At 72.1% G+C, this 23,631-nt stretch carries 23 protein-coding genes; 7 read left to right on the forward strand and 16 right to left on the reverse strand.

From position 1 onward, the window contains the following. Positions 1-139: 139 nt before the first annotated feature. The 6 genes from ACWDY5_RS18950 to ACWDY5_RS18975 form a co-directional block, all read right to left on the reverse strand. Positions 140-298 (reverse strand): hypothetical protein, encoded by a 159-nt coding sequence (locus tag ACWDY5_RS18950; protein WP_449723485.1) that lies wholly within the window; start codon positions 296-298, stop codon positions 140-142. A 14-nt stretch (positions 299-312) separates the two neighbouring features. After that, complete coding sequence (locus ACWDY5_RS18955; protein ID WP_449723486.1) at positions 313-1,401, reverse strand: Rv2629 family ribosome hibernation factor; 1,089 nt, start codon at positions 1,399-1,401, stop codon at positions 313-315. A gap of 37 nt (positions 1,402-1,438) precedes the next feature. After that, positions 1,439-3,310 (reverse strand): ABC transporter ATP-binding protein, encoded by a 1,872-nt coding sequence (locus ACWDY5_RS18960; protein WP_449723487.1) that lies wholly within the window; start codon positions 3,308-3,310, stop codon positions 1,439-1,441. Positions 3,311-3,402: 92 nt separating this feature from the next. Next, positions 3,403-4,221, reverse strand: coding sequence for an enoyl-CoA hydratase/isomerase family protein (locus ACWDY5_RS18965; RefSeq protein ID WP_449723488.1), 819 nt, complete (start codon positions 4,219-4,221; stop codon positions 3,403-3,405). Positions 4,222-4,290: 69 nt separating this feature from the next. Next, positions 4,291-4,503 carry a helix-turn-helix domain-containing protein gene (locus ACWDY5_RS18970; protein WP_086780855.1) on the reverse strand — a complete coding sequence of 71 codons (213 nt, stop codon included), beginning with the start codon at positions 4,501-4,503 and terminating at the stop codon, positions 4,291-4,293. Between the two features lie 191 nt (positions 4,504-4,694). Beyond that, positions 4,695-6,317, reverse strand: coding sequence for an ABC-F family ATP-binding cassette domain-containing protein (locus tag ACWDY5_RS18975; protein WP_449723489.1), 1,623 nt, complete (start codon positions 6,315-6,317; stop codon positions 4,695-4,697). A 216-nt stretch (positions 6,318-6,533) separates the two neighbouring features. Here ACWDY5_RS18975 and ACWDY5_RS18980 point away from each other — a divergent pair, with 216 nt between their 5' ends. After that, positions 6,534-7,328 (forward strand): SDR family oxidoreductase, encoded by a 795-nt coding sequence (locus ACWDY5_RS18980; RefSeq protein ID WP_449723490.1) that lies wholly within the window; start codon positions 6,534-6,536, stop codon positions 7,326-7,328. Between the two features lie 3 nt (positions 7,329-7,331). Continuing rightward, complete coding sequence (locus tag ACWDY5_RS18985; protein ID WP_449723491.1) at positions 7,332-7,694, forward strand: GntR family transcriptional regulator; 363 nt, start codon at positions 7,332-7,334, stop codon at positions 7,692-7,694. Here the strand turns inward: ACWDY5_RS18985 and ACWDY5_RS18990 are convergent. The 6 genes from ACWDY5_RS18990 to ACWDY5_RS19015 all read right to left on the reverse strand — a co-directional run bounded on the left by ACWDY5_RS18990 (position 7,666) and on the right by ACWDY5_RS19015 (position 14,336). Further along, a complete protein-coding gene (locus ACWDY5_RS18990) occupies positions 7,666-8,568 on the reverse strand; it encodes an alpha/beta hydrolase (RefSeq protein ID WP_449723492.1) in 903 nt (300 codons plus the stop codon). The two genes, ACWDY5_RS18985 and ACWDY5_RS18990, sit on opposite strands and share 29 nt — an antisense overlap. Further along, positions 8,565-9,626, reverse strand: a complete 1,062-nt coding sequence (locus tag ACWDY5_RS18995) for a tartrate dehydrogenase (protein WP_449723493.1) — start codon at positions 9,624-9,626, stop codon at positions 8,565-8,567. Before ACWDY5_RS18995 ends, ACWDY5_RS18990 begins: the two co-directional genes overlap by 4 nt. 73 nt (positions 9,627-9,699) lie before the next feature. Further along, on the reverse strand, positions 9,700-10,536 hold the full coding sequence (locus ACWDY5_RS19000) for a helix-turn-helix domain-containing GNAT family N-acetyltransferase (protein ID WP_449723494.1): 837 nt from the start codon (positions 10,534-10,536) through the stop codon (positions 9,700-9,702). 91 nt (positions 10,537-10,627) lie between these two features. Continuing rightward, a complete protein-coding gene (locus ACWDY5_RS19005; RefSeq protein WP_449723495.1) occupies positions 10,628-11,158 on the reverse strand; it encodes an AMIN-like domain-containing (lipo)protein in 531 nt (176 codons plus the stop codon). 134 nt (positions 11,159-11,292) lie between these two features. Then, the gene (locus ACWDY5_RS19010) at positions 11,293-12,177 is read right to left on the reverse strand and encodes a LysR family transcriptional regulator (RefSeq protein ID WP_449723496.1); all 885 of its coding nucleotides are present in this window, start codon (positions 12,175-12,177) and stop codon (positions 11,293-11,295) included. A gap of 17 nt (positions 12,178-12,194) precedes the next feature. Next, positions 12,195-14,336: an acyltransferase family protein gene (locus ACWDY5_RS19015; protein WP_449723497.1), complete on the reverse strand. Its 2,142-nt coding sequence runs from the start codon at positions 14,334-14,336 to the stop codon at positions 12,195-12,197. A 67-nt stretch (positions 14,337-14,403) separates the two neighbouring features. Here ACWDY5_RS19015 and ACWDY5_RS19020 point away from each other — a divergent pair, with 67 nt between their 5' ends. Continuing rightward, the gene (locus ACWDY5_RS19020; protein WP_449723498.1) at positions 14,404-14,793 is read left to right on the forward strand and encodes a hypothetical protein; all 390 of its coding nucleotides are present in this window, start codon (positions 14,404-14,406) and stop codon (positions 14,791-14,793) included. Here ACWDY5_RS19020 and ACWDY5_RS19025 read toward each other — a convergent pair. The 3 genes from ACWDY5_RS19025 to ACWDY5_RS19035 form a co-directional block, all read right to left on the reverse strand. Next, positions 14,790-15,461: an acVLRF1 family peptidyl-tRNA hydrolase gene (locus ACWDY5_RS19025; RefSeq protein ID WP_449723499.1), complete on the reverse strand. Its 672-nt coding sequence runs from the start codon at positions 15,459-15,461 to the stop codon at positions 14,790-14,792. The two genes, ACWDY5_RS19020 and ACWDY5_RS19025, sit on opposite strands and share 4 nt — an antisense overlap. Continuing rightward, complete coding sequence (locus ACWDY5_RS19030; protein ID WP_449723500.1) at positions 15,458-16,063, reverse strand: hypothetical protein; 606 nt, start codon at positions 16,061-16,063, stop codon at positions 15,458-15,460. Before ACWDY5_RS19030 ends, ACWDY5_RS19025 begins: the two co-directional genes overlap by 4 nt. A gap of 74 nt (positions 16,064-16,137) precedes the next feature. Next, positions 16,138-18,939: a S8 family serine peptidase gene (locus ACWDY5_RS19035; RefSeq protein WP_449723501.1), complete on the reverse strand. Its 2,802-nt coding sequence runs from the start codon at positions 18,937-18,939 to the stop codon at positions 16,138-16,140. Positions 18,940-19,152: 213 nt separating this feature from the next. Between ACWDY5_RS19035 and ACWDY5_RS19040 the strand changes: the two genes are divergently transcribed. From ACWDY5_RS19040 to ACWDY5_RS19050, 3 genes are all read left to right on the forward strand, one after another. Further along, entirely contained in the window at positions 19,153-20,115 is a 963-nt protein-coding gene (locus ACWDY5_RS19040) for an isopenicillin N synthase family dioxygenase (protein WP_449723502.1), read from the forward strand. A 23-nt stretch (positions 20,116-20,138) separates the two neighbouring features. Continuing rightward, entirely contained in the window at positions 20,139-20,693 is a 555-nt protein-coding gene (locus tag ACWDY5_RS19045) for a DUF3558 domain-containing protein (protein WP_449723503.1), read from the forward strand. A gap of 73 nt (positions 20,694-20,766) precedes the next feature. Next, complete coding sequence (locus ACWDY5_RS19050) at positions 20,767-21,186, forward strand: hypothetical protein (RefSeq protein WP_449723504.1); 420 nt, start codon at positions 20,767-20,769, stop codon at positions 21,184-21,186. Between the two features lie 5 nt (positions 21,187-21,191). Here ACWDY5_RS19050 and ACWDY5_RS19055 read toward each other — a convergent pair whose 3' ends face one another. Next, positions 21,192-22,766: a deoxyguanosinetriphosphate triphosphohydrolase family protein gene (locus ACWDY5_RS19055; protein ID WP_449723505.1), complete on the reverse strand. Its 1,575-nt coding sequence runs from the start codon at positions 22,764-22,766 to the stop codon at positions 21,192-21,194. Between the two features lie 131 nt (positions 22,767-22,897). On the opposite strand from ACWDY5_RS19055, the gene ACWDY5_RS19060 reads away from it, so the two are divergent. Further along, entirely contained in the window at positions 22,898-23,602 is a 705-nt protein-coding gene (locus ACWDY5_RS19060) for an SDR family NAD(P)-dependent oxidoreductase (protein ID WP_449723506.1), read from the forward strand. Positions 23,603-23,631 lie beyond the last annotated feature (29 nt).

Consider the following 23,631-nt stretch of genomic DNA (forward strand, 5'->3'; position numbering starts at 1 on the left):
TTGCGAGGCTTTGGCGGCGGTTGCTGTGAGCGTCTGCTCGGCGGGATGCGGTACGCAGTCTCCAGGCCGTACGGAGAAGACGAGAGGACCTCTTGTGTGTCAAGCCAAAACCTCGCCAGCCTCGGGCTTCGCCCGCCCGCTAAGACGGGCGCATCACCGGCGGGTCGTCGTCAGCCGGGGGTTCGGGGTCGCGCCATTCTTCGGCGCGGGTGGGGCGGTTGGCTTTGATCATGCCTTGGGTTTCGGCTTCGAGTTGTTCGTCCTGCCGGGGGCCATGTTTGGTGTTTCCGCGTTCCATCGTGGGGTCCTTTCTCAGCTTCGGAGGAGGGCGGCTACGCCGTCGCGCAGGCCGGGGGTCACCTGGAGTTGGGCGCCGGTGGCGGCCGTGGCGCGCAGCAGGGCCGCGTCGGCGGGTTCCGGTCTGGGGTTGGGGACGCCCAGGTCGCGGAGCTCTTCTTGGGCCACCGCCAACTCGGTTGGCTGGTCGCCGACCCAGATCTGGTGGGCGCGTTCGGCTTCCGGGTCCATCAGCAGAGTGTCTACTGTGGACATTCGCAGGGCCGCTGTGACCTCGGGCAGGCCGCTGACGGCGTGGCCGCCTGGGCGGTTGAGCTCCTGGACGAAGCGTTCCTCGATCTCGCGGCCGTGGGCGGCGGCGATGTTGGCCACCAGGGACTGGACGGCCTCGGTCACCGTCTCCTCGTTGGCGTCGGCGCGGCTGGCGCCGGAGAGTTCGACGGCGATGGTGGCGCAGCGGTGGTTCAGGCTGTCGCGCACGTCGGCGCGGGCCTTGGGGTCACCGGCAAGCACCACCAGCTGGGCGTTCAGCGCCCCCACCATCCGGTCGATCTCCTCGGCGACCTGTTTGGCGTTGGCGTGCCAGGTCTCCTCGACCCGGTGCTGGATGTGGCCGTGCGACATGCCGCCACCGCCCACCTTGTGCACCGGGTGCCGGTCCCCTTCGACCTCCGGGCTGGCTGCCAGGCTGCCGTCGGCGGCGAATCCACGCAGGTCAGCGCCGGTTCGGTCGATCAACGCGACCACGTGCGCGATACCGGGAGTGCGGCCGGCGAGCAGGGGGCCGAGGTCGGGCAGTGCGCCGTAGCGGGCCAGGGGCTGGGGTGGTGGCACGCGCAGGGGCTCGTCCAGCCAGAGCTTGCCGCCCCCGGCGACCAGGGCCCGGCCGGCGCGGCCGACGGCGGGCGGGGCCTCGGTGAGGGCGCGGTCCAGCGCGGCCAGCGTTGGTGGGTCCGCGCCCTGTTCGGCGAGGCTGACTCGGGCGCTCTGCCAGCGCAGGTCGATCTGCTTGCCGGCCTGCGCGGTGTCGTGTGAGACGTCCAGGTACACCGTGGCGAACGGGCCGGTGGCCCCGGCCAGTTCGCGGAATGGGCTCAGGTCCATGCCGCCGGGTTACCCGGTCCGGCATAGTCCATTCAGCTCAACCTGTCTGGGCCATGGGCTCCTGCGCGAACTGGGTGCGGTACAACTCTGCGTAACGCCCGTCCTTGGCCAGCAGCTCCTGGTGCGAGCCCCGCTCCAGGATCCGGCCGTCCTCCACCACCAGGATCACATCCGCCGCCCGGATGGTGGACAACCGGTGCGCGATGACCAGCGCGGTCCGGTTGGCCAGCGCCTCGGTCAGCGCCTCCTGCACCGCCAGCTCCGAGGCCGAGTCCAGGTGCGCGGTGGCCTCGTCCAGGATCACCACCCTGGGCTGGGCCAGCAGCAACCGCGCGATGGTCAGCCGCTGCCGCTCGCCACCGGAGAGCCGGTAGCCGCGCTCCCCCACCACCGTGTCCAGCCCGTCCGGCAGTGAGGCGACCAGCTCGGCCAGCCTGGCCTGCCGCAGCGCGGTCCAGACCTCTTCGTCGGTGGCCTGCGGGCGGCCGTAGCGCAGGTTCGCGCCAATGGTGTCGTGGAAGAGGTGGCCGTCCTGGGTGACCACGCCGACGGCTTCCCGGATCGCGTCGAAGGACAGGTCCCGGACGTCCACATCGGACAGCCGGATGGATCCGGCGTTCACGTCGTACAGCCTGGGCACCAGGGAAGCTATCGTGGACTTGCCCGCACCGGAGGAGCCGACCAGCGCGACCAGCTGACCCGGTTCGGCGCGGAAGCTGATGCCGTGCAACACCTCCTGGCCGCCGCGCTTGTCCAGGGTCTCCACATCCTCAAGGGAGGCAAGGGAAACCTCGCTCGCGGCCGGATAGCTGAAGTGCACGCCCTGGAACTCCACGGACACCCCGCCCGGCGGCACCACCGTGGCATCGGGCCGCTCGGTGATCGACGGCGGCAGGTCCAGCACCTCGAAGACCCGCTCGAAGGAGACCAGCGCGCTCATCACGTCCACCCGCGCGTTGGCCAGCGCGGTCAGCGGCGAGTACAGCCGGGTGAGCAGCAGGGCAAGGGAGACAACGGTTCCCGCCGCCAGCTCACCCTGGATCGCCAGCCAGCCGCCCAGTCCGTACACCAGCGCCAGCGCCAGGCTGGACACCAGGGTCAGCGCGGTGACGAAGGACATCGTGGTCATCGCGTTGCGCACGCCGATGTCGCGCACCCGCGCGGCCCGCCCGCCGAACTCCTCGGCCTCTTCCCCCGGCCGCCCGAACAGCTTCACCAGGGTCGCCCCCGGTGCGGAGAACCGCTCGGTCATCTGGTTGGTCATCCCGGCGTTGTGCCCGGCCGCCTCCCGCTGCAGGTCCGCCATCCGCCGCCCGACCCGGCGGGCGGGCAGCACGAACACCGGCAGCAGCAGCATCGCCAGCACGGTGACCTGCCAGGACAGCGTCAGCATCACGCCGAGGGCCAGGGCCAGCTGGATCACGTTGGTCAGCACCCCGGACACGGTGGAGGTGAACGCGCGCTGGGCGCCGACCACGTCGTTGTTGAGCCTGCTGACCAGCGCGCCGGTGCGGGTGCGGGCGAAGAAGGCCACCGGCAGCTGCTGCACGTGCTCGAACACCGCGCGGCGCAGGTCGTAGATCAGGCCCTCACCGATCCGGGAGGACAGCCAGCGCTCCACCAGGCCGATCGCCGCGCCCAGCAGCGCGATGGCGGCGATGAGCAGCGCGATGCGGACGACAAGGCCCGAGTCCTTGCCGTCCACGATCGCGTTCACGACCTGCCCGGCCAGCACCGGGGTGCTGACCGCGAGCACCGCGGAGATGACGGTCAACGCGAGGAAGACCAGCAGCTTGCCGCGGTGCGGGCGCGCGAAGGTGAGCACCCGTCTCAGGGTGCCGCGCCGCACCTTCTTACTGGCGGCGTCCTGGCGCATCGCCCCACGCATCAACATCCACGTGCCGTCCACAGCCCCTCCTCGTGCTGGTTCGACCAGCACAACAACCGGAGCCGTTGAACTATTCCGTGGTGAAACTATTCAGCTGTGGGACCGGTAAGGGTTCAGGAACCGGCCGGGTTCATCAAGGCCCGCAGTTCGTTCAGCCTGCGCAGCTGGGCCGAGCGCTCGGCCGCGGTCTGCTCGGACAGCGACGGGCTGCCCGCGGCCTTGGCCAGCAGGGCCAGGGTCTCCCGGCTCGCACCCGGCATGGGCGCGACCAACCGCGCCACCAGGTTGGCCACCGCGGCATCCAGCGCGTCGGCTGGCACGACCTCGTTGACCAGCCCGATCCGCAGGGCCTCCTCGGCGCCGACCCGTCGGCCGGTCAGGCAGATCTCCACGGCTCGCGCGTATCCGACACACTGCACGAGCGGGAGGGTGCCGCCGAGGTCGGGAACCAGCCCGAGGCTGGTCTCGGCCATCGCGAACTGGGCGTCCTCCGCCGCGACCCGCAGGTCGCAGGCCAGGGCGAGCTGGAAACCCGCGCCGATCGCGTGCCCATGCACCGCCGCCACGGTGATGAAGTTCGACTCGCGCAGCCAGGTGAAGCCCCGCTGGAACTCGGCGATCACGGCATCGGAGTCCTCGGGCGAGCCCGAGGCGAGGGACACCAGACCCGGCTGCCCGTCAAAACCCTCCGCGGTGAACAACCGCCGGTCGAGGCCAGCGGAGAAGGCGCGGCCGACCCCGCGCACAACCACGACCCTGACCTCGTCCGACAGCGCCGAGCCGATCTCGCGCAGCGCGTCCCAGGTCGCGGGGGTCTGCGCGTTGAGCACCTCGGGCCGGTTCAGCGTGACCGTGGCAAGCGGACCTTCCACGGCGAGCTGGACACCCCCGCGCTCCAGCAGGCCAGCGTCGATCTTCGATTCATCTGGCATGGGGAACTCGTCGGCTCCTGGATTCTGTTGTGTGGTGGGAAAAATTCGCAGTCGTCGGTTGTCCCGACGTCACTTCTTCTTGGTGCGCGTGGCGCCGCCCCGGCCCCGCAGCGTCACACCGGACTCGCTCAACACACGGTGCACGAAGCCGTACGAACGGCCGGTGGACTCGGCCAGGGACCGAATGCTCGCGCCCTTCTCGTACTTCTTCTTCAGGTCAGAGGCAAGCTTGTCCCGAGCCGCGCCGGTGATCCGGGCGCCCTTCTTCAGGTCAGTCGCCACCTTGTCCCGCCTTCCGTCCGAGCAGGTGGGTCGATCAACGACCCCTTGGGGGCAATGATCGAACAGGAAGGCAGTAAATGCTAGGCGATCATGGAAAAACGTCGCCAAATGGTACCTGCCTCACCGATAGTTGATCGACGAAGCACGCTAAGTGTAGTCAGCACCGCCCGATCGGCGGTCGCGAACAGGGCCTAAGCGAGTTGCACCAGCTCCAGGTAGTCCGCTGACCAGTGATCTTCGGTGCCATCGGGTAGCAAGATCACCCGTTCCGGCTCCAAAGCCTCCACCGCTCCGGGGTCGTGGGTCACCAGCACCACCGCGCCGGAGAAACTACGGAGCGCGTCCAGCACCTGCTCACGGCTGGCCGGGTCCAGGTTGTTGGTCGGCTCGTCGAGCAGCAGCACGTTGGCCGCGCTGGAGACCAGACCGGCCAGCGCGAGCCTGGTCTTCTCGCCACCGGAGAGCGTCCCGGCCGGCTGGTCGAGCTGCTCGCCGCTGAACATGAAGGAGCCGAGCAGGGTGCGCAACTGCTGCTCCGGCGTGTCCGGGGCGGCGTGCCGGATGTTGGACCACACGCTCGCGCCGTGGTCCAGCGTCTCGTGCTCCTGCGCGTAGTACCCGAGCCGAAGCCCGTGACCTGCGACAACGCGCCCCGCGTCGGCCTTCTCCTGGCCGCAGAGCAGCTTGAGCAGGGTGGTCTTGCCGGCGCCGTTGAGGCCCAGCACGACCACCTTGGCGCCGCGGTCGATGGCCAGGTCCACCCCGGCGAAGATCTCCAGAGAACCGTAGGACTTGGACAGGTTCTCCGCGGTCAGCGGGACCTTGCCGCAGGGCGCGGGGTCCGGGAAGCGGATCCGGGCCACCTTGTCGGCCACCCGTTCCTCGTCCAGCCCGGCCAGCAGCTTCTCCGCGCGCTTGGCCATGTTCTGCGCGGCGACCGCCTTGGTGGCCTTGGCCCGCATCTTGTCGGCCTGGGCCATCAGCGTGGAGGCCTTCTTCTCCGCGTTGGCCCGTTCCCGGCGGCGGCGCTTCTCGTCGGTGGCGCGCGCGTCCAGGTACCGCTTCCAGTTCATGTTGTAGACGTCGACCTCGCCGCGGGTGGCGTCCAGGAACCACACCCGGTTGACCACGTCGGCGAGCAGCTCGACATCGTGGCTGATCACCACCAGGCCGCCGTCGTGCGCCTTGAGGAAGGAGCGCAGCCAGGTGATCGAGTCGGCGTCGAGGTGGTTGGTCGGCTCGTCCAGCAGCAGCGTGGTGGCCGACTTGCCGCCGCCGTCGGAGGCCGCGAACAGGATCCGGGCCAGCTCGACCCGGCGGCGCTGACCACCGGAGAGGGTCAGCAGCGCCTGCTCCATCACCCTGGGCGGCAGCCCGAGGTTGGCGCAGATCCGGGAGGCGTCGCTCTCCGCGGCGTAGCCGCCGAGGGCGGAGAAGCGCTCCTCCAGCCGGCCGTAGCGGCGGACCGCGCGCTCGCGCTCGGCGTCGTCGACCAGCTCGGCCATCTCGGTCTGGGCCTTCTCCAGGTCCCTGGCCAGCTGGTCCAGGTTGCGCGCGGAGAGCACCCGGTCCTTGACCGAGACCGAGAGGTCGCCCTCACGCGGGTCCTGCGGCAGGTAGCCCAGCTCGTCGGCGAGCTTGACCTCACCGGCGTGCGGCTCGCCCTCGCCCGCGAGCACGCGCAGGGTGGTGGTCTTGCCCGCGCCGTTGCGGCCGACCAGGCCGATCCGGTCGCCGGGCTGGATGCGGAGGTTGGCGCCGGAGACGAGGATGCGCGAACCAGCGCGCAGTTCCAGCCCGGTGGCTGCGATCAAGGGAAGCTCCAGGAAGTATTTGTGGTCGGCCAGGCCCAGCTGTCGTCGGCCCGCCTGTCGTAACCGGCGGGCTGTCGAGCGGCCTACAGCATCAGAACCACGGGACCATCTTACCCGGCGCGCGCACCTCATTTACCGTGCGCCCGCGCACACCTGGCCCGGACACCCCCGATCCGGCTCTCGTACTCGCGAGTAAGTTGACCTATTGTCTGGGCCATGAGCCAGCCGAACACGCCAGCGCGCACCGACTTCACCGGCAGGACCGCCCTGGTCACCGGGGCCAGCAGGGGTATCGGCCTCGGTATCGCCGAGGAGCTGCTCGGCCGGGGCGCGAACGTGGTCATCACCTCCCGCAAGCCCGAGCAGGTCGAGGCCGCGGTGCGGCACCTGGCGGGCACGGTGGCCGACGGCGACAAGCGGGTGCTCGGCCTGCCCGGCAACACCGGGGTGGACGTGGACCGGGAGGCCGCGGTGGACGGCACGCTGGCCCGGTTCGGCTCGCTGGACGTGCTGGTCAACAACACCGGCATCAACCCGGTCTTCGGCTTCCTGATGGACGCCGACCTGAACGCGGTGAAGAAGATCTTCGACACCAACGTGGTGGCCTCCCTGGGCTTCATCCAGCTGGCCTGGCACCGCTGGATGGGCGAGCACGGCGGCTCCGTGGTCAACATCGCCTCGGTCGGCGGCATCCGCTCCACCGGCGCGATCGCCGCCTACGGCGCGTCCAAGGCCGCGCTGATCCGGCTGACCGAGGAGCTGGCCTGGCAGCTGGGCCCGAAGGTGCGGGTCAACGCGGTGGCCCCGGCGGTGGTCAAGACCAAGTTCGCCGAGCAGATCTACACCGGCCGCGAGGACGACATCACCAGCGCCTACCCGATGAAGCGGCTGGGCACCCCGGAGGACGTGGCCCGGCTGGTGGCCTTCCTGGCCTCGGACGAGGCGGACTGGATCACCGGCGAGACCGTGCGCGTGGACGGTGGCCTGCTCGCCACCGGCACCCTGGGCTGAGCCGTGCTGAGGGTCGACCCGGACAGCCCGGCCCCGCCGTGGCGGCAGCTGCACGACCAGGTCCGCACCGCGATCGCGGCGGGCAGTCTGGCCCCTGGCATGCCCTTGCCGACGGTGCGCGGCCTGGCCGCTGAGCTGGGCATCGCCGCGGGCACGGTGGCCAGGGCGTACAAGGAGCTGGAGGCGGCGGGCGTGGTGCGCACCGCCGGTCGCAAGGGCACCGTGGTGGCCGACCAGCCGCCCGCCTTCGCCCCTGATGAGCTGCCGAACCTGGCCGCGCAGTTCGTGCACCAGGCCAAGTTGCTGGGCGCGGACCGGGTGGCGGTGTTCAACGCGGTCAACCACGCCTGGCCGGTGGACGGCTGAAGAACTCCGCCAGCGCGGCCGCGGTCTCCGCGGGTGCTTCCTCCGGCAGGTAGTGGTCACTGGGCAGCGCCTGCCCGGTGACCTCCCGCGCGTACTCCCGCCAGACCGCGGGCACGTCGTAGGTGCGGCCGACGAAGCTGTCCTGTCCCCACAGCGCGAGCAGCGGCACCTCGATCAGCCTGCCCGCGTCGGCGTTGTCGTGGGTCAGGTCGATGCCCGCGGCCGCGCGGTAGTCCGCGCAGGAGGCGGCGATGGCGGCGGGGTCGCTGAAGCAGCGCACGTACTCCGCGATCGCCGCTTCGTCGAAGGGGTCGCCGCCGTGGTGGCGGGCGGTCATCCTGGCGCGGATCCAGAACTCGGGGTCGTTGCCGATGAGCCGTTCCGGGATGCCGTTGCCCGCGGCCAGGAAGAACCAGTGGAAGTAGCCGAGCCCGAAGTGCTTGTCCGCGTGGGAGAAGGTGTGCCGGGTGGGCACGATGTCGAGCACGGCCAGCCTGGTCACGGCTTCGGGGTGGTCCAGGGTGAGGCGGTGTGCGACCCGGCCGCCGCGGTCGTGCCCGGCCACGCCGAACTCGGTGAAGCCCAGCTGCCGCATCACCGCGAGCTGGTCGGCGGCCATCGCGCGTTTGCTGTACTCCGCGTCCTCGGGGCCGGGCGCGGGTTTGCCGCTGTCGCCGTAGCCGCGCAGGTCGGTGAGCACCACGGTGAACCGCTCGGCCAGCCGGGGCGCGACCTCGTGCCAGATCAGGTGCGTCTGCGGGTAGCCGTGCAGCAGCAGGAGCGGCGGGCCGTCGCCGGCGGTGACGCAGTGGATGCCGATGCCGTCGGCGTCGACGGTGCGAGCGGTGAAGTCGCTGGGCAGTGGGACGCTCATGGCAGGAACTCCAGCAGGGCCGTGGTGAACTCCTCGGTGGTGGCGGTGCCGCCCAGGTCCGGGGTGCGGATCCCGGTGCCTGCCAACAGTTCCGCCAGCGCGGTCTGCACGGTAGCGGCCGCCTCGGAGTGGCCGAGGTGGTCCAGCAGCAGCGCCGCGGCCCAGATCGCGCCGATCGGGTTGGCGATGCCGCGTCCGGCGATGTCCGGGGCGGAGCCGTGCACCGGCTCGAACATGGACGGGAAGTCGCGCTCGGGGTTGAGGTTGGCCGAGGGGGCCAGGCCGATGCCGCCGGCGACCGCGGCGGCCAGGTCGCTGAGGATGTCGCCGAAGAGGTTGGAGCCGACGATCACGTCGAAGCGGCCGGGGTCCAGCACCAGCTTGGCGCACAGGGCGTCGATGTGCTCCTGGTCCCAGGTCACGCCGGGGTGCGCGGGCGCGGTCTCGGCGACCAGCTCGTCCCAGAACGGCAGGGTGTGCACGATGCCGTTGGACTTGGTGGCCGAGGTGAGCCGTCCGCGCCGGGTCGCGGCCAGCCGGAAGGCGTGCTCCAGCACCCTGGTCACCCCGGCCCTGGTGAACACCGCCTCCTGCACGGCCAGCTCCTCGGGGCAGCCGCGGTGCAGCCTGCCGCCGATCTCGCTGTACTCCCCCTCCACGTTCTCCCGCACCACCACCAGGTCCACCGCGCCCGGTTCCGCGCCGCGCACCGGGCTGGGCACCCCCTCGAACACCTTGATCGGCCGCAGGTTCACGTACTGGCGGAAGCCGCGGCGGATCGGGATCAGCAGGCCCCACAGCGAGATGTGGTCGGGCACGCCCGGTTCGCCGACCGCGCCGAGGAAGATCGCGTCGTGCTCGCGGAGCCGGTCCAGGCCGTCGGCGGGCATCATCGCGCCGAGCTCACGGTAGCGGGCGCAGGAGTAGTCGAACTCCTGGTAGCCGAACCGGATGCCGTGCCGGGCGCCGACCGCGTCCAGCACCGTGCGGGCCGCCGGGGTGACCTCGCGGCCGATGCCGTCGCCGGGGATCAGGGCGATGCGGTGGTGGGTCGTCATGCCCTCGATCGCACCAGTCCGGCCGCCACCGGGTCCAAGACCGGTTGCCGGTCATACCGATAGGCGCGGCCTATCAGTCGCCGGTGGCGCCGCGGCGCTCGATCAGCACGGTGTCCTGCCAGCGGCCGTCCAGCCGGGCGATCCGCTCGCGGATGCCCACGGTGCGGAACCCGGCGGCGCGGTGCAGCGCCAGGCTGGCCTTGTTCTCCGGGAAGATCGCGCTCTGCAGGGTCCACAGGCCGCCCTCGTCGGCGGCGGTGACCTGGCGGTGGATCAGCGACTTGCCCACGCCCCGGCCGCGGAAGGCCGCGCCGACGTAGAGCGAGGTCTCGGCGACCCCGGCGTAGCAGGCCCTCGGCGAGACCGGGGTGAGCGCGGCCCAGCCGGCGACCCGGCCGTCGGCCTCGGCGACCCAGCGGTGGCCGGGCAGCCACTTGCGGTCCAGGATCTCCCGGCGCGGTACCTCGGTCTCGAAGGTGGCCCTGCCGGTGGCGATGCCCTCGCCGTAGATGCGCCGGACCGCGGGCCAGTCCGCCTCGGTCATGGCGCGCACGGTGACATCGGCCGGCAGGTCGGCCAGGCCGCCCGGCCGCGCGGCCAGTGCGCCCATGACCACGTCGGCGGCATGCGGAAGGCCGGCCGCGCAGGCCTCGTTGACCGAAACCAGCGTGGTGGCGCCGACCTTCCGCAGCCGGAGGAAGCCGACCTCGGCGAGCTTGCGCAGGTGGTGCGAGCAGGTGGGCTGACCGACGCCGATCTGCTCGGCGAGCACGCCGACCGGTGCTTCTCCGGCCACGGCGACCGCGTGCAGCAGCCGGACCCGTGTCGGATCGGCCAGGCTGGCGAACCAGCTCGCGTAGGTGTCAGCGTCCTGAACAGCCAGTAGCGGCGTTTCCTCGATCGCGGTCATCCGCTCAGTATTGACGGCAATCAATACTCACGTCATCTACGGAGTCCTGTCGCCTCCGTCACGCCATCGAAACTTGTCGATGGATAGATGTTCACCAGAGGTGCGCGACGTCCACCACGACCCGGTTGGGCAGGGTGAAGACCCGGAACGGCAGCCGGGCGCGCACGCCGAGGCCGACGTGGGTCTGGCCCTCGAAGGAACCGGCCCAGGCGACCTGGCGGAAGGTCTGGTAGCCGGTGACGTCGACGAGCTCAGCGCGGTTGGCCGGGTGGTAGGTGAGGTTGCCGTGCTGGTCGTAGGCCGGGGCGTCCACCCGGATGAGCAGCTTCGCGCCGCCGCGCAACGGGACCGGGTTGCCAGTCGGGTCCTCGGTCACCTCGGGCACGTAGGACACCGCGTAGCCGTTGACCGTGCCGCGGAAGTCGAAGACCAGCCGGTCGAAGCAGTCCTGCCGGCCCGCGCGCAGGTTGGTCATCTCCGCCGTGGTGGTCAGCGCGGCGCTCTTGTCCCCCGAGCCCCAGTCGATCCCGCAGTAGCCGGGCGTGGCCGAGGCGGCCAGCGGCGCGGCCAGGCTCAGCGCGGCCAGCGCGGACAACAGCAGGGCCATTCGTCGTAACACCATGTCGTGCTCCCCTCCAGAAGCCGGAAGTTCGGCTGCCCCACAGACGTCCGGCGGGGACCGGGCGTTGTCCGCCCGCGGCCACCGTGTCCGGTTCGTGCCCGGAACGACATCTGGCCGGGCGGGCTGCGCGCCGCTCAGTCCACAGTGGACTCGGTGGCCACGGCGAGGAAGGCGGTGGCGGCCGGGCTGAGCGGGGCCTGCCTGCTGGCCAGCGCAAGGTCGAGGCAGGCGGGCGGTTCGAGGTCGAGCACCAGCGCGCCCGCGCGGCGGGCCAGCTCGGCCCAGGAGTCGGCGAGCACGGCGACACCGACCCCGCCGAGCACCAGCGGCAGGATGGCCTCGCGGTGCTCGGTCTCCACCACCTCGGTCAGCTCGACCCCGGCGGCCCGGATCTCCTCGACCAGGCGGCGCATGCCGGTGCCGGTCTGGCCGACCACCATCCGTTGCCCGGCAAGGTCTTCCGCCCGCACCACCTGACCGGCCCGGAACGGCCCGCCGACCGGTGCGATGAGCACGAAGCGCTGGCGGCCCAGCGGGGTGAGCCGGACGTCCACCGCGGGCGGCAGCCGGGTGGCGCCGAGCAGGCCGAGCTCGGTGACGCCGGTGCGGACCAGCTCGAGGACCTCGGGCGCGGTGAACGCGGCCCGGATGGTCACGGTCAGGCCGGGGTGCCGGGCGGTGAAGGCGGTGACCAGGTCGCTGAGCGGTTGCACCGCCTGGGAGGGCATGGCGGCGATCTCCACCCGGCCCACGGCCAGCCCCGCGGTGGCGGCCACGCTGGCGCGGGCGATGTCCAGGTCGCGCACCACCTGCCGCGCGGGTTCGACCAGCGCGCGCCCGGCGTCGGTGAGCACCAGCCGGCGACCGGCCCGGTGGAACAGGTCCTGGCCGAGGTCGCGTTCCAGGGCGCGGATCGCCTGGGACAGCGAGGGCTGGGCGAGGTAGAGCGCGGCCGCGGCCCGGTGCACCCCGCCGTGGTCGACCACCGCGAGGAAGTAGGCCAGCTGCCGGGCGTCCATGGCCCCGACGCTACCGCTCAGTGCCGCAGCGCGGGCAGCAGCCGGTCGGCCAGCACCGGGGCCAGCGAGGTCATGAAGCTGGCGGAGAGGTGGTTGTTGTCCAGGTACACCTGGATGTTGCCGATCACCGGCGGGCAGACGTCCGGGGTGCACATGTGGTCGCTGAGGTCCACAAAGGACACTGTGGGTGGGAGGTCCGGAATGGACAGATAGGGCGGTGGGTCGGGGTAGATCTCGGCTCGGGGCGCGGCGCAGACGGGTTCGTCGGGACCGAGCTCGTAGGCGCAGGTGGACGGCCAGTGGTCGAAGCGCGGGTTGTCCCGCAGCGCGACCACCGGGATGTCCGCCGCGGCCAGGCGCCGCCACTGCTCGACGAACCCCGGCGGGGTGACCTCGCTGAGGCCGATCCGCACGTCGCGGCTGGCCAGGGTGAACACCGCGTCCGGCTTGAGGTCGAGGATCTCGGCCGCGGCGGCGGCGTTCCAGGCCACGCAGGGCGCGTCGCCCGGCATGGACTCCGAGGCGGTGGAGAACGGGCACAGGCCCTTGAACATGGTGACCACCCGCCAGCCGCGCTGCTCGGCGATCGGCCGGACCGCGGCCAGGTACTGCTGCATGTGCGAGTCGCCGACCAGCACCACGGTCTTCGCGGGAGTGTCCACTGTGGACGTCGAGCACATCTCCAGGTCGCGGTTGCGGGCCGAGCGAGCGCAGTCCAGGCCGTCCAGGCTGGCCCAGTCCTCGGGCAACGCGATCCGCGGCGGCATCGGCGGCAGCTCCCCCGCGCCGCGGAACCCGGGCGTCATGGCCAGCGCGCCGGGGTAGTCGCGACTGCCGATGGTGATCGAGTACCGCGCGTCCCGCACCGCCAGCGCCTGCCAGGAGGCGGCCAGCGCCAGCGCGGGCACCAGCAACAGCACCGCGGCCCGGTAGGCCCCGCGCGGAACGGGCCGCTCGACCAGCCGGTGGGTCAGCACCGCCAGCCCCAGCGAAACCCCGATCACCAGCACCCCGCCCCGCCAGCCGACCTGGTCGCCGCCGCGGACGACCAGGTAGAGCACCAGCACCGGCCAGTGCCAGAGGTAGAGGGCGTAGCTGAGGTCGCCGAGCCGGACCAGCGGCCGCGCGGAGAGCACCCGCTCCGCCCCACCGGCGAGGATCACCAGCACCGCGGCCATGGTCGGCCAGAGCGCGGCGTAGCCGGGGAAGACGGTGCCGACGTCGAGCACGAGGCCGCAGCTGACCAGGGCGAGGATGCCGGCCCAGCCGAGGAACCAGCGCAGGCGGCGGGGCAGGGCGATCCGGTCGGCGACCAGGGCGAGCAGGCCGCCGAGGGCGAACTCCCAGAGGCGGGTGAAGGTGTGGAAGTAGGCGAAGGGCTGGTCGGTGGCGGTGAGGTGGATGGAGTAGGCGAGGGAGAGCGCGGTGAGCAGGGCGAGGGTGACGGCGACGGGGAGGCGGAGCCCGGGTGCGGTGGTGCTGGGGATGCGGTGCCCGGGTGCGGTGGCGGCGCGGCGCTCGGGTGGGGCGGCGGTGGCGGGGCTGCCCTTGGGCGGCACGACGGTGGCAAGTCGGCCCTCGGGTGACGCGGCGGCGGAAAGGTCGCCTCCGGCTGCCGCGGCGGCGCTCGGCCGCGATCCCCTCCCCCGCCATCGCTGGACCATCAGCGCGACCAGGGCGATCAGCACCGGCCACAGCACCATCAGCTGTGCCTGCACCGACAGCGACCAGAAGTGCTGCACCGGGCTGGCCAGGTTGTTGCGCGCGAAGTAGTCCACCGAGTCCGCGCCCAGCCGCCAGTTCTCCAGGAACAACGCGGCCGCCACCACCTCGCGGATGGTCTGGAACCAGCGCTCCGGCGGCAGGATCGCGTACGCCGCGACGCAGGTCGCCGCCAGCACCACCGCCGCGGAGGGCACGAGCCTGGTGAGCGTGCGGCCCCACTGGCGCGGGATGTCCAGGGTGCGTTGTTCCGCGGCGCGGAGGAGCTGGGCGGTCAGCAGGAAGCCGGAGAGCAGGAAGAACACGTCCACGCCGCCGGAGATCCGGTCGGAGTAGACGTGGTAGATCACCACCAGGGCCACCGCGAGGGCGCGCAGGCCCTGCAACTCGGGGCGGAACACCCGGCGTGGGGCGGCGGTGATCACGGCTCGGGTCACGGATTCGAGCTTGCGGCGTGAGTCTGAAGCGGCCCTGAAGAGCGGGCGCTGATCATAGGATCGCGCCATGCTGCCGAAGGTGACCGACGCCCGGCTCCGCGAGCTGCGCAACCTGGCCGACGACGTGCGCGACACGCTCGCCGAGGCCGGGCTGCCGATCACCGGCGACCTCGCGCCCGGACTCCGGGTGGGCGTCCGGGTGGAAGTCGATCCCGCTGACGACGAGGCGGGCGGGGTGTGGGTCGACTGGCACACCCATCCGCGGATGGCCACGGCGGCGGCGGACTGCGTCAACGAGGGGCGGCTGGACGACCCGGTGCTGACCCGGCAGGGGGAGGTGATGGAGGCGATGCAGCAGGCGATGCTCGCGATCTTGACCTCAGCGGGCTTCCAGGCCCGCGATCCGGACCACGACTACCGGCCGTACGAGCTGCAGGTCACCGCAGGCCCGGCCTAGGGCTCGGTCACCACCACGTCGACGCAGCGGGCGCGCAGCGCGGCCTCGTCCAGCACGGTGCGGCGGGGTTCGGGCACGTCCAGCACCCGTTCCTCGGCCCGGTTCATCAGCTCCGCGATCCGCCGGTCGGCGCGCAGCTCGGCCAGTGCGGAGCGGTCGCCGCCCAGCACCACGGCGTCCACAGTGGACAGTTGGGGCACCAGCACCCGGAACACGTCGTCGGCCGCGGCCTGCAAGGCGACCCTGGCCTGGCCCTCGCGGCGGCGGGCGAAGCGCTGCTGGGACCAGCCGCCGGCCTTGTTGCGGCCGTGCACCTGGCGGCGGTCGGTGGTGGAGAGCACCACCTTCCCGCCCTCGGCCACGCCGAGGCTGTGGCCGCCCAGGCGGACCAGCACCAGCGCGATCCGGCGCGGGCGCAGCAGGTGCGGCAGCAGGGGGTCCAGGTGCAGGCCCGGGGTGATCACCGGGTCGCCGGGCAGGCCGCCGAAGGGGATGTCGAGCTCGGCCTTCGCGCCGTCGGTGGCGGTGAACACCGCCTGCGCGGGGCCGAGGCGGGACTCGGTGACGCCCTGGTGGCGGGTGGCGAAGCGGTCCAGGAAGCCTTGCAGGCGTTCGGGTTCGACCTCGACGGCGCGGCCGCCGCCGGCGACCTGGCGGACCCGGCTCATCGGGGGGCCAGCGCGACGCACAGCGGCAGCGGGTGACCGCTTTCCGCTGGGGACAGGCATTGCACGGCGGCGAAACCGGCGTTGGTCAGCGCCTCAGCGACCTCCTCCACCGAGAGCACACGGTGGTGGGTGGACACCGCGCCCGCCACCGCCCAGCCCTCGGCGCTGCGCACCAGCTGCACCACGTCCAGGCCGTAGGAGCCGCCGTCCTCGGCCCAGTCCCACAGCTGCACGGTGACCTGGCGGTCCGGGCCGGAGCCGGTCACCCTCGGCGGGGGCGCGGTGGGTCGCAGCACACCGAGTTTGGCCAGCTCGGGCACCGCGGCCACCAGCACGCCGCCGGGGCGCAGCAGCCTGCGGATCTGGGTGAGCACGGTGTCCAGCGCGTTCTCGTGCGCCAGCCTGGGCAGCAGGTCGTCGTTGGCGCACACCGCGTCCACCGGGCCGCGGACCACCCCGTCGAGCAGGTCCATCAGGTCCACACTCAGGTGTCCGCCCGGACCGAGCACCGCGGCGGCCACATCGGCCAGCACGTCCTCTGGCGCGCGGGGCACCGGCACCACCTCCGCGGGGGCGACGGGAGCAGGTTGCGAGCCGGTCACGATCGCAACACTAGAACGACGGCGCCCCGCAGCGACGACTGGGTCACTCCGGGGCGCCGGTGTTCAACCGAGGGTCACTCGTATCCGTTGATGTGCAGCGAGACGTTCCGCAGGTGGCCGGCGTCGGTGCGGACGTTGTCCACCACCTTCAGCGTCCAGTTGCCGTCGGCGCCGCTGCGCAGCGTGGGCGCCAGTGGGGCCACCGGCCGCCAGGTGCCGGTGAACGGCGCCTGAGTCGCGGTGACGCCGCTGAACGGCTGGGCGGCGCCGTCGTCGAAGACCACCTGGCAGAGGTTGTTGCCGCCGCCGCCCTGCCGCTGGAACAGGGTGAGGACCTGGCCCGACGGCGAGGTCAGCGTGCCTGCCAGGTCACCGACGTAGGTGTGGCTGATGCCGGCGGTGGTGGAGCCCTCCGCCGCGGAGCAGTCGGTGCCGTCCAGGGAGAAGGTGACCTTGGACGGCCTGCCTGCGCCGGTCACCGGGATGGTGACGGTGACCCCGGCGGAGTCGCCGTCCGGGATCGCCACCGGCTCGCCGGCGTAGGCGAAGTTCTTGGCCACCGGCGAGGGACGGCCGATCGGGATGCTCAGCGCGGTGGTGGTCGGCGACAGCGAACCCGCGAAGGTCACCTTGGCCGAGAGCACCACCGGATCCCCGATCGGGTGGGCGGCGGGCACCGTGATGGCGAACTGGTTGAGCCCGGTCTGCCCGGCCTCGATGGTGCCGTAGTTCTTGGTGCGCGGCGCCACGGTCACCCCGGGGCTGGTCGCGGTCAGCGCCACGCTGACCGAGGCGGCGGTGCCGTCGCCGTTGTTGAGCACCGGCAGGAACAGCGCGGCGCTCTCCCCCGGCTCCAGGAACGCGTCGCCGTCACCGCTGGTCGGGCTGACCGTCGGCGACTGGGCCACGGCCCTCGGCTGCGGGCTGGCCCCGGTGTAGGCCAGCACCTTGTCGGTGAGCACGATGCCCGCGCCCGCGCGGTTGTCCACGCCGGGCGCGCCGATGTCCACCGCGGTGCTGGTCAGCGCCTGCCGCACCTCCGCGGCGGGCAGGCCGGGGTTGCCGGAGAGGATCAGGCCGGCGATCGCGGCGGCGTGCGGCGCGGCGGCCGAGGTGCCGTAGAACGGGCTGAAACCGGGGGTCTTGGTGACCACGCCGTCGGCGGCGGTCAGGTCCGGCTTCTGCCGCAGCTCACCCTGGGGCGAGGCGACCGGGGTGCCGTCGGCGTTGAAGAACACCCGGCGCGGCCCGTCGGAGCTGAAGCGCTCCAGCTTGGAGTTGCCGTCGAAGGAGCCCGGGTAGGGACCGGCCGGGTTGGCCGGGTCGCCGACCTCGCCGCCGGTGAAGGCCTTGGCGGCGGGGGCGGCGGCGACGCTGAAGGCATCCTTGGCCGCGGAGTGGCCACGGGTCACTCCGGCGGTGGCGAAGCCCTTAAGCTCACCGGCGTCCTTGAACCGGCCGCGCAGCACCGACAGCGACAGGTACTTGTCCTCGCCGCGGTACTTCACCACGGCCAGCCGCTGGCCGCCCGCGGTGGTGTTGACCCGTTCGTAGGGGTCCTGCAGCCCGTCCTGCACGCCCTGGCTGAGTGCGACCACGTTGCCGTTGCCGTCCAACAGGTACAGGTCGTAGTCGTTGGTGGCGCGCTGCAACGGGTCGGCCCAGAACAGGGTCACCGGCTTGCCGTTCGAACCGGCCGACATCGGGTTGATGATCTGCACGCCCGCGCCGGGGTCGAAGTCGTGCGCGGTGCCGACGAAGCGGCCGACCCCCTTGCCGGAGTCGGCGAACTTGCCCTCCCAGTGCCCGGAGGTGCCGTCGGCGAGGTTGCCCTCGTTGCCCGCGGAGGAGAAGAACAGCGCGCCGTTGGCGGTGACGTCGTTGACCGCCTGGGCGATGATGCCGTCCTGGAACGGCGACTCGTTGAAGTAGAGCACGTCGTCGACGATCACGTCGCACTTGAGCTCGAAGCGCAGCTTGCGGATGTTGTCGGCGAAGCTGGCGTCGCCGTTGAAGGCGGTGGCGAAACCGAGGCTGGCGCCGGGCGCGACGTCGTGCAGGATCTCCAGCATCGCGGTGCCCTCGTCACCGTCGCCTTCCTGCCCGGCCAGCACGTCCACCGCGGGCAGCTCGCCCAGGGTGCGCATGGCGGCCAGGGAGTCCACGCCGTCGGACATGGCGCACAGCTTCGCGCCGACGCCGGTGACCTTGTAGTCGCGGCGGGCGTTGTCCGCGTTGTGCGCCCGGTCGCCCTCGGAGGTGACCGCAGCGACCCCGGCGCGCTGCTGCTTGGCGGCCAGTGCGGCGCGGGCCTGCTCGGCGATCCGCTTGCCGCGCGCTTCCTTGGTCTCGGCGGACTTCGGCGCGCCCGCGCGGGCGGTCATCGCCTCGCTGGCCGGTTCGATCTGCCGGATGTCACCGCGGGCGGCGAGCTTGGCCAGCGAGGACAGCGGCAGCTCCGCGCGCACGGTGCGGGTGGCCGGGGAGACGTGCCGGAGCACGCCGCCGTGCCTGCGCACGTCGGCGACCAGCTCCTCACCCACCCGGTCGGCGCGGATCTCCACCAGCACGGATCCGTTGCCGCCCACCGCGATCCCGGTGTTGAGCTCAGGGGCCGCGTTCAGCAGCGAGCGGTCCTGGCGCAGCCGCTGCTCCACCACCAGTCGACTGTCCACTTTGGACTCAGCCTTGGACTGGGTGGCCTTCACCCGCTGCAGGACGTTGATCTGCCGCGCGGTCCGCTCGGACAGGCCCCCGTCGTCAGCGGCACTGGGCGCCGCCACGGCGGGTGTCACGGCGCCCAGAGCCGCTGCCAGACAGGTCGCCCCGGCCACCAGCACGGTGGTCAGCCGGGATGGACGTAACCGTAATCGCACGCGCCCTCCACGTGTTGTGCGTGCCCCGACACACGCGACTCGATCACCGGGATCCCCGGTGATCGGTAAACGTACGGTCGCGATTGACCCTGGTCAGCAGCCGTTCGGGGGAAGTACCGACGGGTGGGATAAGAGGTTTGACAAATGCCCACCGTTACACCGGCCGGCAAAGTTCCACCCAACGGCCGAAGGCACTGCTGCTACCGTCCGAACATGAGCGACGCGGTGCCGATCATCGACCTCACCCCCTGGTTCCAGGGTGATCCGGCCAGCCGCCGCGCGGTGGCCGCGGAGGTGGACAACGCCTTGCGGCGATCGGGATTCCTGCTCATCACCGGACACCGCGTGCCGGACGAGCTCCGCGACAACGTACGCGCCGCGGCCAAGGAGTTCTTCGCGCTGTCGGCGGAGACCAAACGGCGGTACGCGGTCAAGGTCGGCGAGCACGGCTGGCTGCCGCCGGGCGCGGAGGCCAACTCCTACGCCGAGGGCGCGGAGTCCCCGCCGGACCTCAAGGAGAGCTACTCCGTCGGCGCGGACCAGCCCACCGGCAACCCGGAGCTGGACCGGGAGTGGTTCGCGCCCAACGTCTGGCCCGCCGAGGCGCCCAGGCTCCAGGAGCTGGCCGAGGAGTACCTGCGGCACATGCGCCGCCTGGCCGACGAGCTGCTCACCGTGTGCGCGGTGGCCCTCGACCTGGCCCCGGACTTCTTCACCAGCCGGGGACAGCACCCGTCCTACACCATGAACATCAACTGGTACCCGCCACTGTCCACTGTGGGCAGTCCGCAGCCGGGCCAGTTCCGGATCGGCGCGCACACCGACTTCGGCACGGTCACCATCCTGGACCGCCAGCACGGAGTCGGCGGGCTGCAGGTGCACACCCTGGACGACGAATGGGTGAACGCGCCGTTCGACCCTGCTGCCTTCACGGTCAACATCGGCGACCTGCTGGCCCGCTGGACCGGCGACCGCTGGCGCTCCACCCGGCACCGGGTGCTGCCGCCGGATGCCAGCGCGCCGGATGAGGAGCTGATCTCGCTGATCTACTTCTACGAGACCGATCCGGAAGCCCGGATCGCCTCGCTGGGACCGCCGATCGGCAAGGTGGACTACCCGGAGGTGCGGGCCGCGGACTATTTGCGGGCGAAGCTGGACGCCATCACGATGGACTGACCGGCCGCGAGGAGGCGGGATCCATGCGCACGCTGTTGTTGGTCACGCTGGCCGTCACCGGCCTGCTTGCCGCCTGCGGCACCGGCGCGCCCGCGCCCACCAGCGGGTCCAGCCCGGCGCCGACCACCGCGCCACCCCAGCGGCCGCGCGAGGTGGCCGCGCACACCGTGCCGCCCTGCGAGCTGCTCACCTCCGCCCAGCAGAGCGACCTGCGGGTGAGCCGGATCGAACCGGGCCCTGCCGACGGTTCGCAGGACCCGTGGTGCGCCTTCGTGGTGGACCCGCCCGGCTACCGGTTCGTGGTGACCCCGTGGGCAGGGGCCGGGATCGAGAGCTGGCTGGGCATCTCCAGCGCGAAGGCCAAGCTCGTGGGCATCGCCGGGTTCCCCGCGGCCAGGGTGAGCTCCCTGGAAGGGCGCGCCGCGCCGTGCGGGGTGCACGTGAGCGTGGCCGACGGGCGGACGCTGAGCGTGACGGGCAGCGCCAGCAAGGACTCCTTCAGCGAGGACGAGCTGTGCCGGGAGACCGAGCGGGTGGCCGGGGCGGCGCTGGCCACCGCGCTGACCAGGTCCCGGTGACGCGAGAACCCGAATCTTGTCCCGTGCCACCGGTTTCTGCCATGGTGGGGGCAACGACGATCTGGGGGGTCGCATGGTCAAGACCGCTGCGCTGCTGCTTGCCGCCGGAGCGCTCACCGGGGTGCTGGCCGCGCCCGCCTCGGCCGCGCCGATCCGGGAATGCCTGACCTACGACGACTTCCCGAACCAGACCTGGGCCGTGGTCTGCGCGGAGACCCTGGCCACCGCGGACACGGTGGCCGGCTCCGGCAGCTTCGTCTTCAGCGACAAGACCGTGGCGCACCGGCTTGAGGTGCAGTTGCAGCGCCGCGCCGCCGCTGACCCCACGGCCGGTTTCACCGTGCTGGCCACCGCGACGGCACAGGGCGCGGGTTCGCTGAGCGCCCGCACCGCCGAGGCGGCCAAGGACAGCGACGCGGTGCACCGGACCTGCACGGTCGCCGTCGCCGAGGTCAGCGGCAAGCGGTACTCGGTCTGCGGACGCGCCGAATAGGCCCGCTACAGCACAAAAGCGTCGGTCCAGAGCTGGCCGGTGCGCCCGGAGAGCGCCTCCAGCATGGCCACCGCCTGCGAGTCGGTCAGCGAGGCGACGAAGTCCACCACCGCCCGGCCGCGGGCCAGTCGCCGCAACGAGTCCCGGCCCTCGGGCAGCTCGCCGGTGGCCCCGGCCAGCACCTGCGGCCTGGTCTTCGCCAGCGTCGTGTACTCCTCCTGGGCCAGCTCCACCAGGTCGTTGAGCCGCCTGGGCAGCCGGGAGCGCTCGTAGCGGTCGCTGAGCCACTGGTCGAGGGCCTCCACCAGCGAGGTCAGCAGCCGGGCCTGGCCACGCTGGTGCAGCGCCAGGTCAGGGCGGCCCAGCACGAAGCGGTGGTGCACGAACTTGAGCACCTGCACCTCGTGCCACTGATCGGGCGCGAGGGCCACGTGCGCGGTGCGGGTGCTGGGTTCGGCGAGCATGGTGACGCCCTCGACCAGCCGGGCGGTCCAGCGCACCGAGAAGTCGGCGACCAACTGCTCGGCCTCCACCGAACCGTCGAACGGGGTGGAGAGCAGGCCGTCGACCAGGTCCCTGCGCACCCTGGCCACCGCGGCGGCGAAGGCCTCGTCGTCGACCACCCAGCCGTCCTTGAGGTGCAGGCGGCGGCGCAGCAGCTCCAGCGACCGGCCGGGCCTGCGGGACTGGGCCTGGAGGTCGGGGCGGCTCAGCCCGGCCAGCTCCACGCACTCCCGCTGCCAGACGTCCAGCTCGGCGGCGACCGTGGCGTGCTGCAGGACGCCGACCCGGTGGAAGTCCTCCAGGTCGTGGATGGCGTAGGCGATGTCATCGGCGGTGTCCATCACCGAGGCCTCGACGGTCTGCTGCCAGTCCGGGATGCGGCCCTGGAAGGGCAGCCGGGCCTGGAGCATGTCGTCGATCTCGGAGACGTAGACGGAGAACTTGGCCGACCCGGTGCCCGGCGCGTCCGAGGGCTCGCCGGCGCCGCGCGGCGGCTGGGCCATGGTGCGCGGGTGCGGATCGGGGTGGGACAGGCGGGTCCACGGGTACTTCAGCATCGCCGCGCGCACCGCCACCGTCAGGTCCAGGCCGACCGCGGCGGGCCCGCGCACGTCGGTGGTGGTGACGATCCGGAAGGACTGCGCGTTGCCCTCGAAGCCGTCCGGCAGGCCGAGGCGGTGCCGGGCCAGCCGGTCCAGCACCTGCTCGCCGAGGTGCCCGAACGGCGGGTGGCCCAGGTCGTGGGCGAGCGCGGCGGCCTCCACCACGTCCGGGTCGCAGCCGCCCAGCTTGTCCACCAGGTCGGCGTGGAAGGGGTTGCGGCGCAGGCGTTCGGCGATCGCGCGGGCCACCTGGGCCACCTTGATGCTGTGCGTGAGCCGGTTGTGCACCAGCAGCCCGGAGCCGGAGGGGCTGATCACCTGGGTGACGCCGCCGAGCCTGGCGAAGAACGGGCTGGCCGCGACCCGGTCCCGGTCCACCCGGAACGGGCTGGCGGCCAGGTCCAGCGGCACCGCGACGGCCCCGGAGCTCCCGGAGCGGCGGAGCGCTCGCGCGTCGGTGGCGTGATCGTGCATGCGACGACGGTAGACGCTCGGTGGCCGGTTCGCCCCGCCGTATGGGCGCAGCGGCTGATCGGATTGGGCTCACCGGGTCGAACAGCCTTGCAGACCTGGTATTTCGTCAATTCTTGGCGGATTCTCGATCTATGGAGCTGAGCGGGGCGCGGATTCTCGTGGTGGGTGCCACCGGTGTCCTCGGTGGCCGGGTCAGCCGTGGGCTGGCGGATCGGGGCGCGAAGCTCGCGCTGGCCGGACGTGACCGCCGAAAACTCATCGCGCTGGCCCGCGAGCTGGGCGGCTGCCAGTACAAGCGCTTCGACGCCTACGACGTGGAGGGCTGCCCCTGGCTGGTGCGCGATGCCCATCAGGTGCTCGGCGGGCTCCAGGGCGTGGTGGTGTGCTCGGGCATCGTGGCCTTCGGCACCGCGGAGAACACCCACGACGTGGTCTCCGAACAGCTCTTCGCGGTCAACACCCTCGCCCCGATCGCCATCCTGCGCACCGCCTTGTCGGTGCTGCACCGGGGTTCGGCGATCGCGGCGATCACCGGCGTGGAGTCCGACCGGCCAGCCGCGGAGCTGGCCACCTACTCCGCGAGCAAGGCCGCGCTCTCGGCCTGGCTGGCCGCGGTGCGCGAGGAGCAGCGGCCGCGCGGGGTCACCGTGCTGGATGCGAAGCTGCCGCACGTGGACACCGGCATGGGCGAGCGCGCCGCCGCGGGCAGACGGCCCAACCGGATCGGCCGGGGCGCGGATCCGCAGTACGTGGTGGACCGGATGCTGGACGCGCTGGCCGGCGGCGCCGAGGAGATCCGGGTAGGGCCGGACGGCCGGACTTTGGAAATGAACTAACCACGCCGAGCGACCGGCTTCTCACCCGT

Source organism: Crossiella sp. NPDC003009, from assembly GCF_053591555.1.

What these genes read in the sequence shown, in the direction of transcription:
- ACWDY5_RS18950 (WP_449723485.1), bottom strand. Translation starts at nt 298, where the DNA reads ATGGAACGCGGAAACACCAAACATGGCCCCCGGCAGGACGAACAACTC.
- ACWDY5_RS18955 (WP_449723486.1), bottom strand. Translation starts at nt 1,401, where the DNA reads ATGGACCTGAGCCCATTCCGCGAACTGGCCGGGGCCACCGGCCCGTTC.
- ACWDY5_RS18965 (WP_449723488.1), bottom strand. Translation starts at nt 4,221, where the DNA reads ATGCCAGATGAATCGAAGATCGACGCTGGCCTGCTGGAGCGCGGGGGT.
- ACWDY5_RS18980 (WP_449723490.1), top strand. Translation starts at nt 6,534, where the DNA reads ATGAGCCAGCCGAACACGCCAGCGCGCACCGACTTCACCGGCAGGACC.
- ACWDY5_RS18990 (WP_449723492.1), bottom strand. Translation starts at nt 8,568, where the DNA reads ATGAGCGTCCCACTGCCCAGCGACTTCACCGCTCGCACCGTCGACGCC.
- ACWDY5_RS18995 (WP_449723493.1), bottom strand. Translation starts at nt 9,626, where the DNA reads ATGACGACCCACCACCGCATCGCCCTGATCCCCGGCGACGGCATCGGC.
- ACWDY5_RS19000 (WP_449723494.1), bottom strand. Translation starts at nt 10,536, where the DNA reads ATGACCGCGATCGAGGAAACGCCGCTACTGGCTGTTCAGGACGCTGAC.
- ACWDY5_RS19005 (WP_449723495.1), bottom strand. Translation starts at nt 11,158, where the DNA reads ATGGTGTTACGACGAATGGCCCTGCTGTTGTCCGCGCTGGCCGCGCTG.
- ACWDY5_RS19010 (WP_449723496.1), bottom strand. Translation starts at nt 12,177, where the DNA reads ATGGACGCCCGGCAGCTGGCCTACTTCCTCGCGGTGGTCGACCACGGC.
- ACWDY5_RS19020 (WP_449723498.1), top strand. Translation starts at nt 14,404, where the DNA reads ATGCTGCCGAAGGTGACCGACGCCCGGCTCCGCGAGCTGCGCAACCTG.
- ACWDY5_RS19025 (WP_449723499.1), bottom strand. Translation starts at nt 15,461, where the DNA reads ATGAGCCGGGTCCGCCAGGTCGCCGGCGGCGGCCGCGCCGTCGAGGTC.
- ACWDY5_RS19040 (WP_449723502.1), top strand. Translation starts at nt 19,153, where the DNA reads ATGAGCGACGCGGTGCCGATCATCGACCTCACCCCCTGGTTCCAGGGT.
- ACWDY5_RS19045 (WP_449723503.1), top strand. Translation starts at nt 20,139, where the DNA reads ATGCGCACGCTGTTGTTGGTCACGCTGGCCGTCACCGGCCTGCTTGCC.
- ACWDY5_RS19050 (WP_449723504.1), top strand. Translation starts at nt 20,767, where the DNA reads ATGGTCAAGACCGCTGCGCTGCTGCTTGCCGCCGGAGCGCTCACCGGG.
- ACWDY5_RS19055 (WP_449723505.1), bottom strand. Translation starts at nt 22,766, where the DNA reads ATGCACGATCACGCCACCGACGCGCGAGCGCTCCGCCGCTCCGGGAGC.
- ACWDY5_RS19060 (WP_449723506.1), top strand. Translation starts at nt 22,898, where the DNA reads ATGGAGCTGAGCGGGGCGCGGATTCTCGTGGTGGGTGCCACCGGTGTC.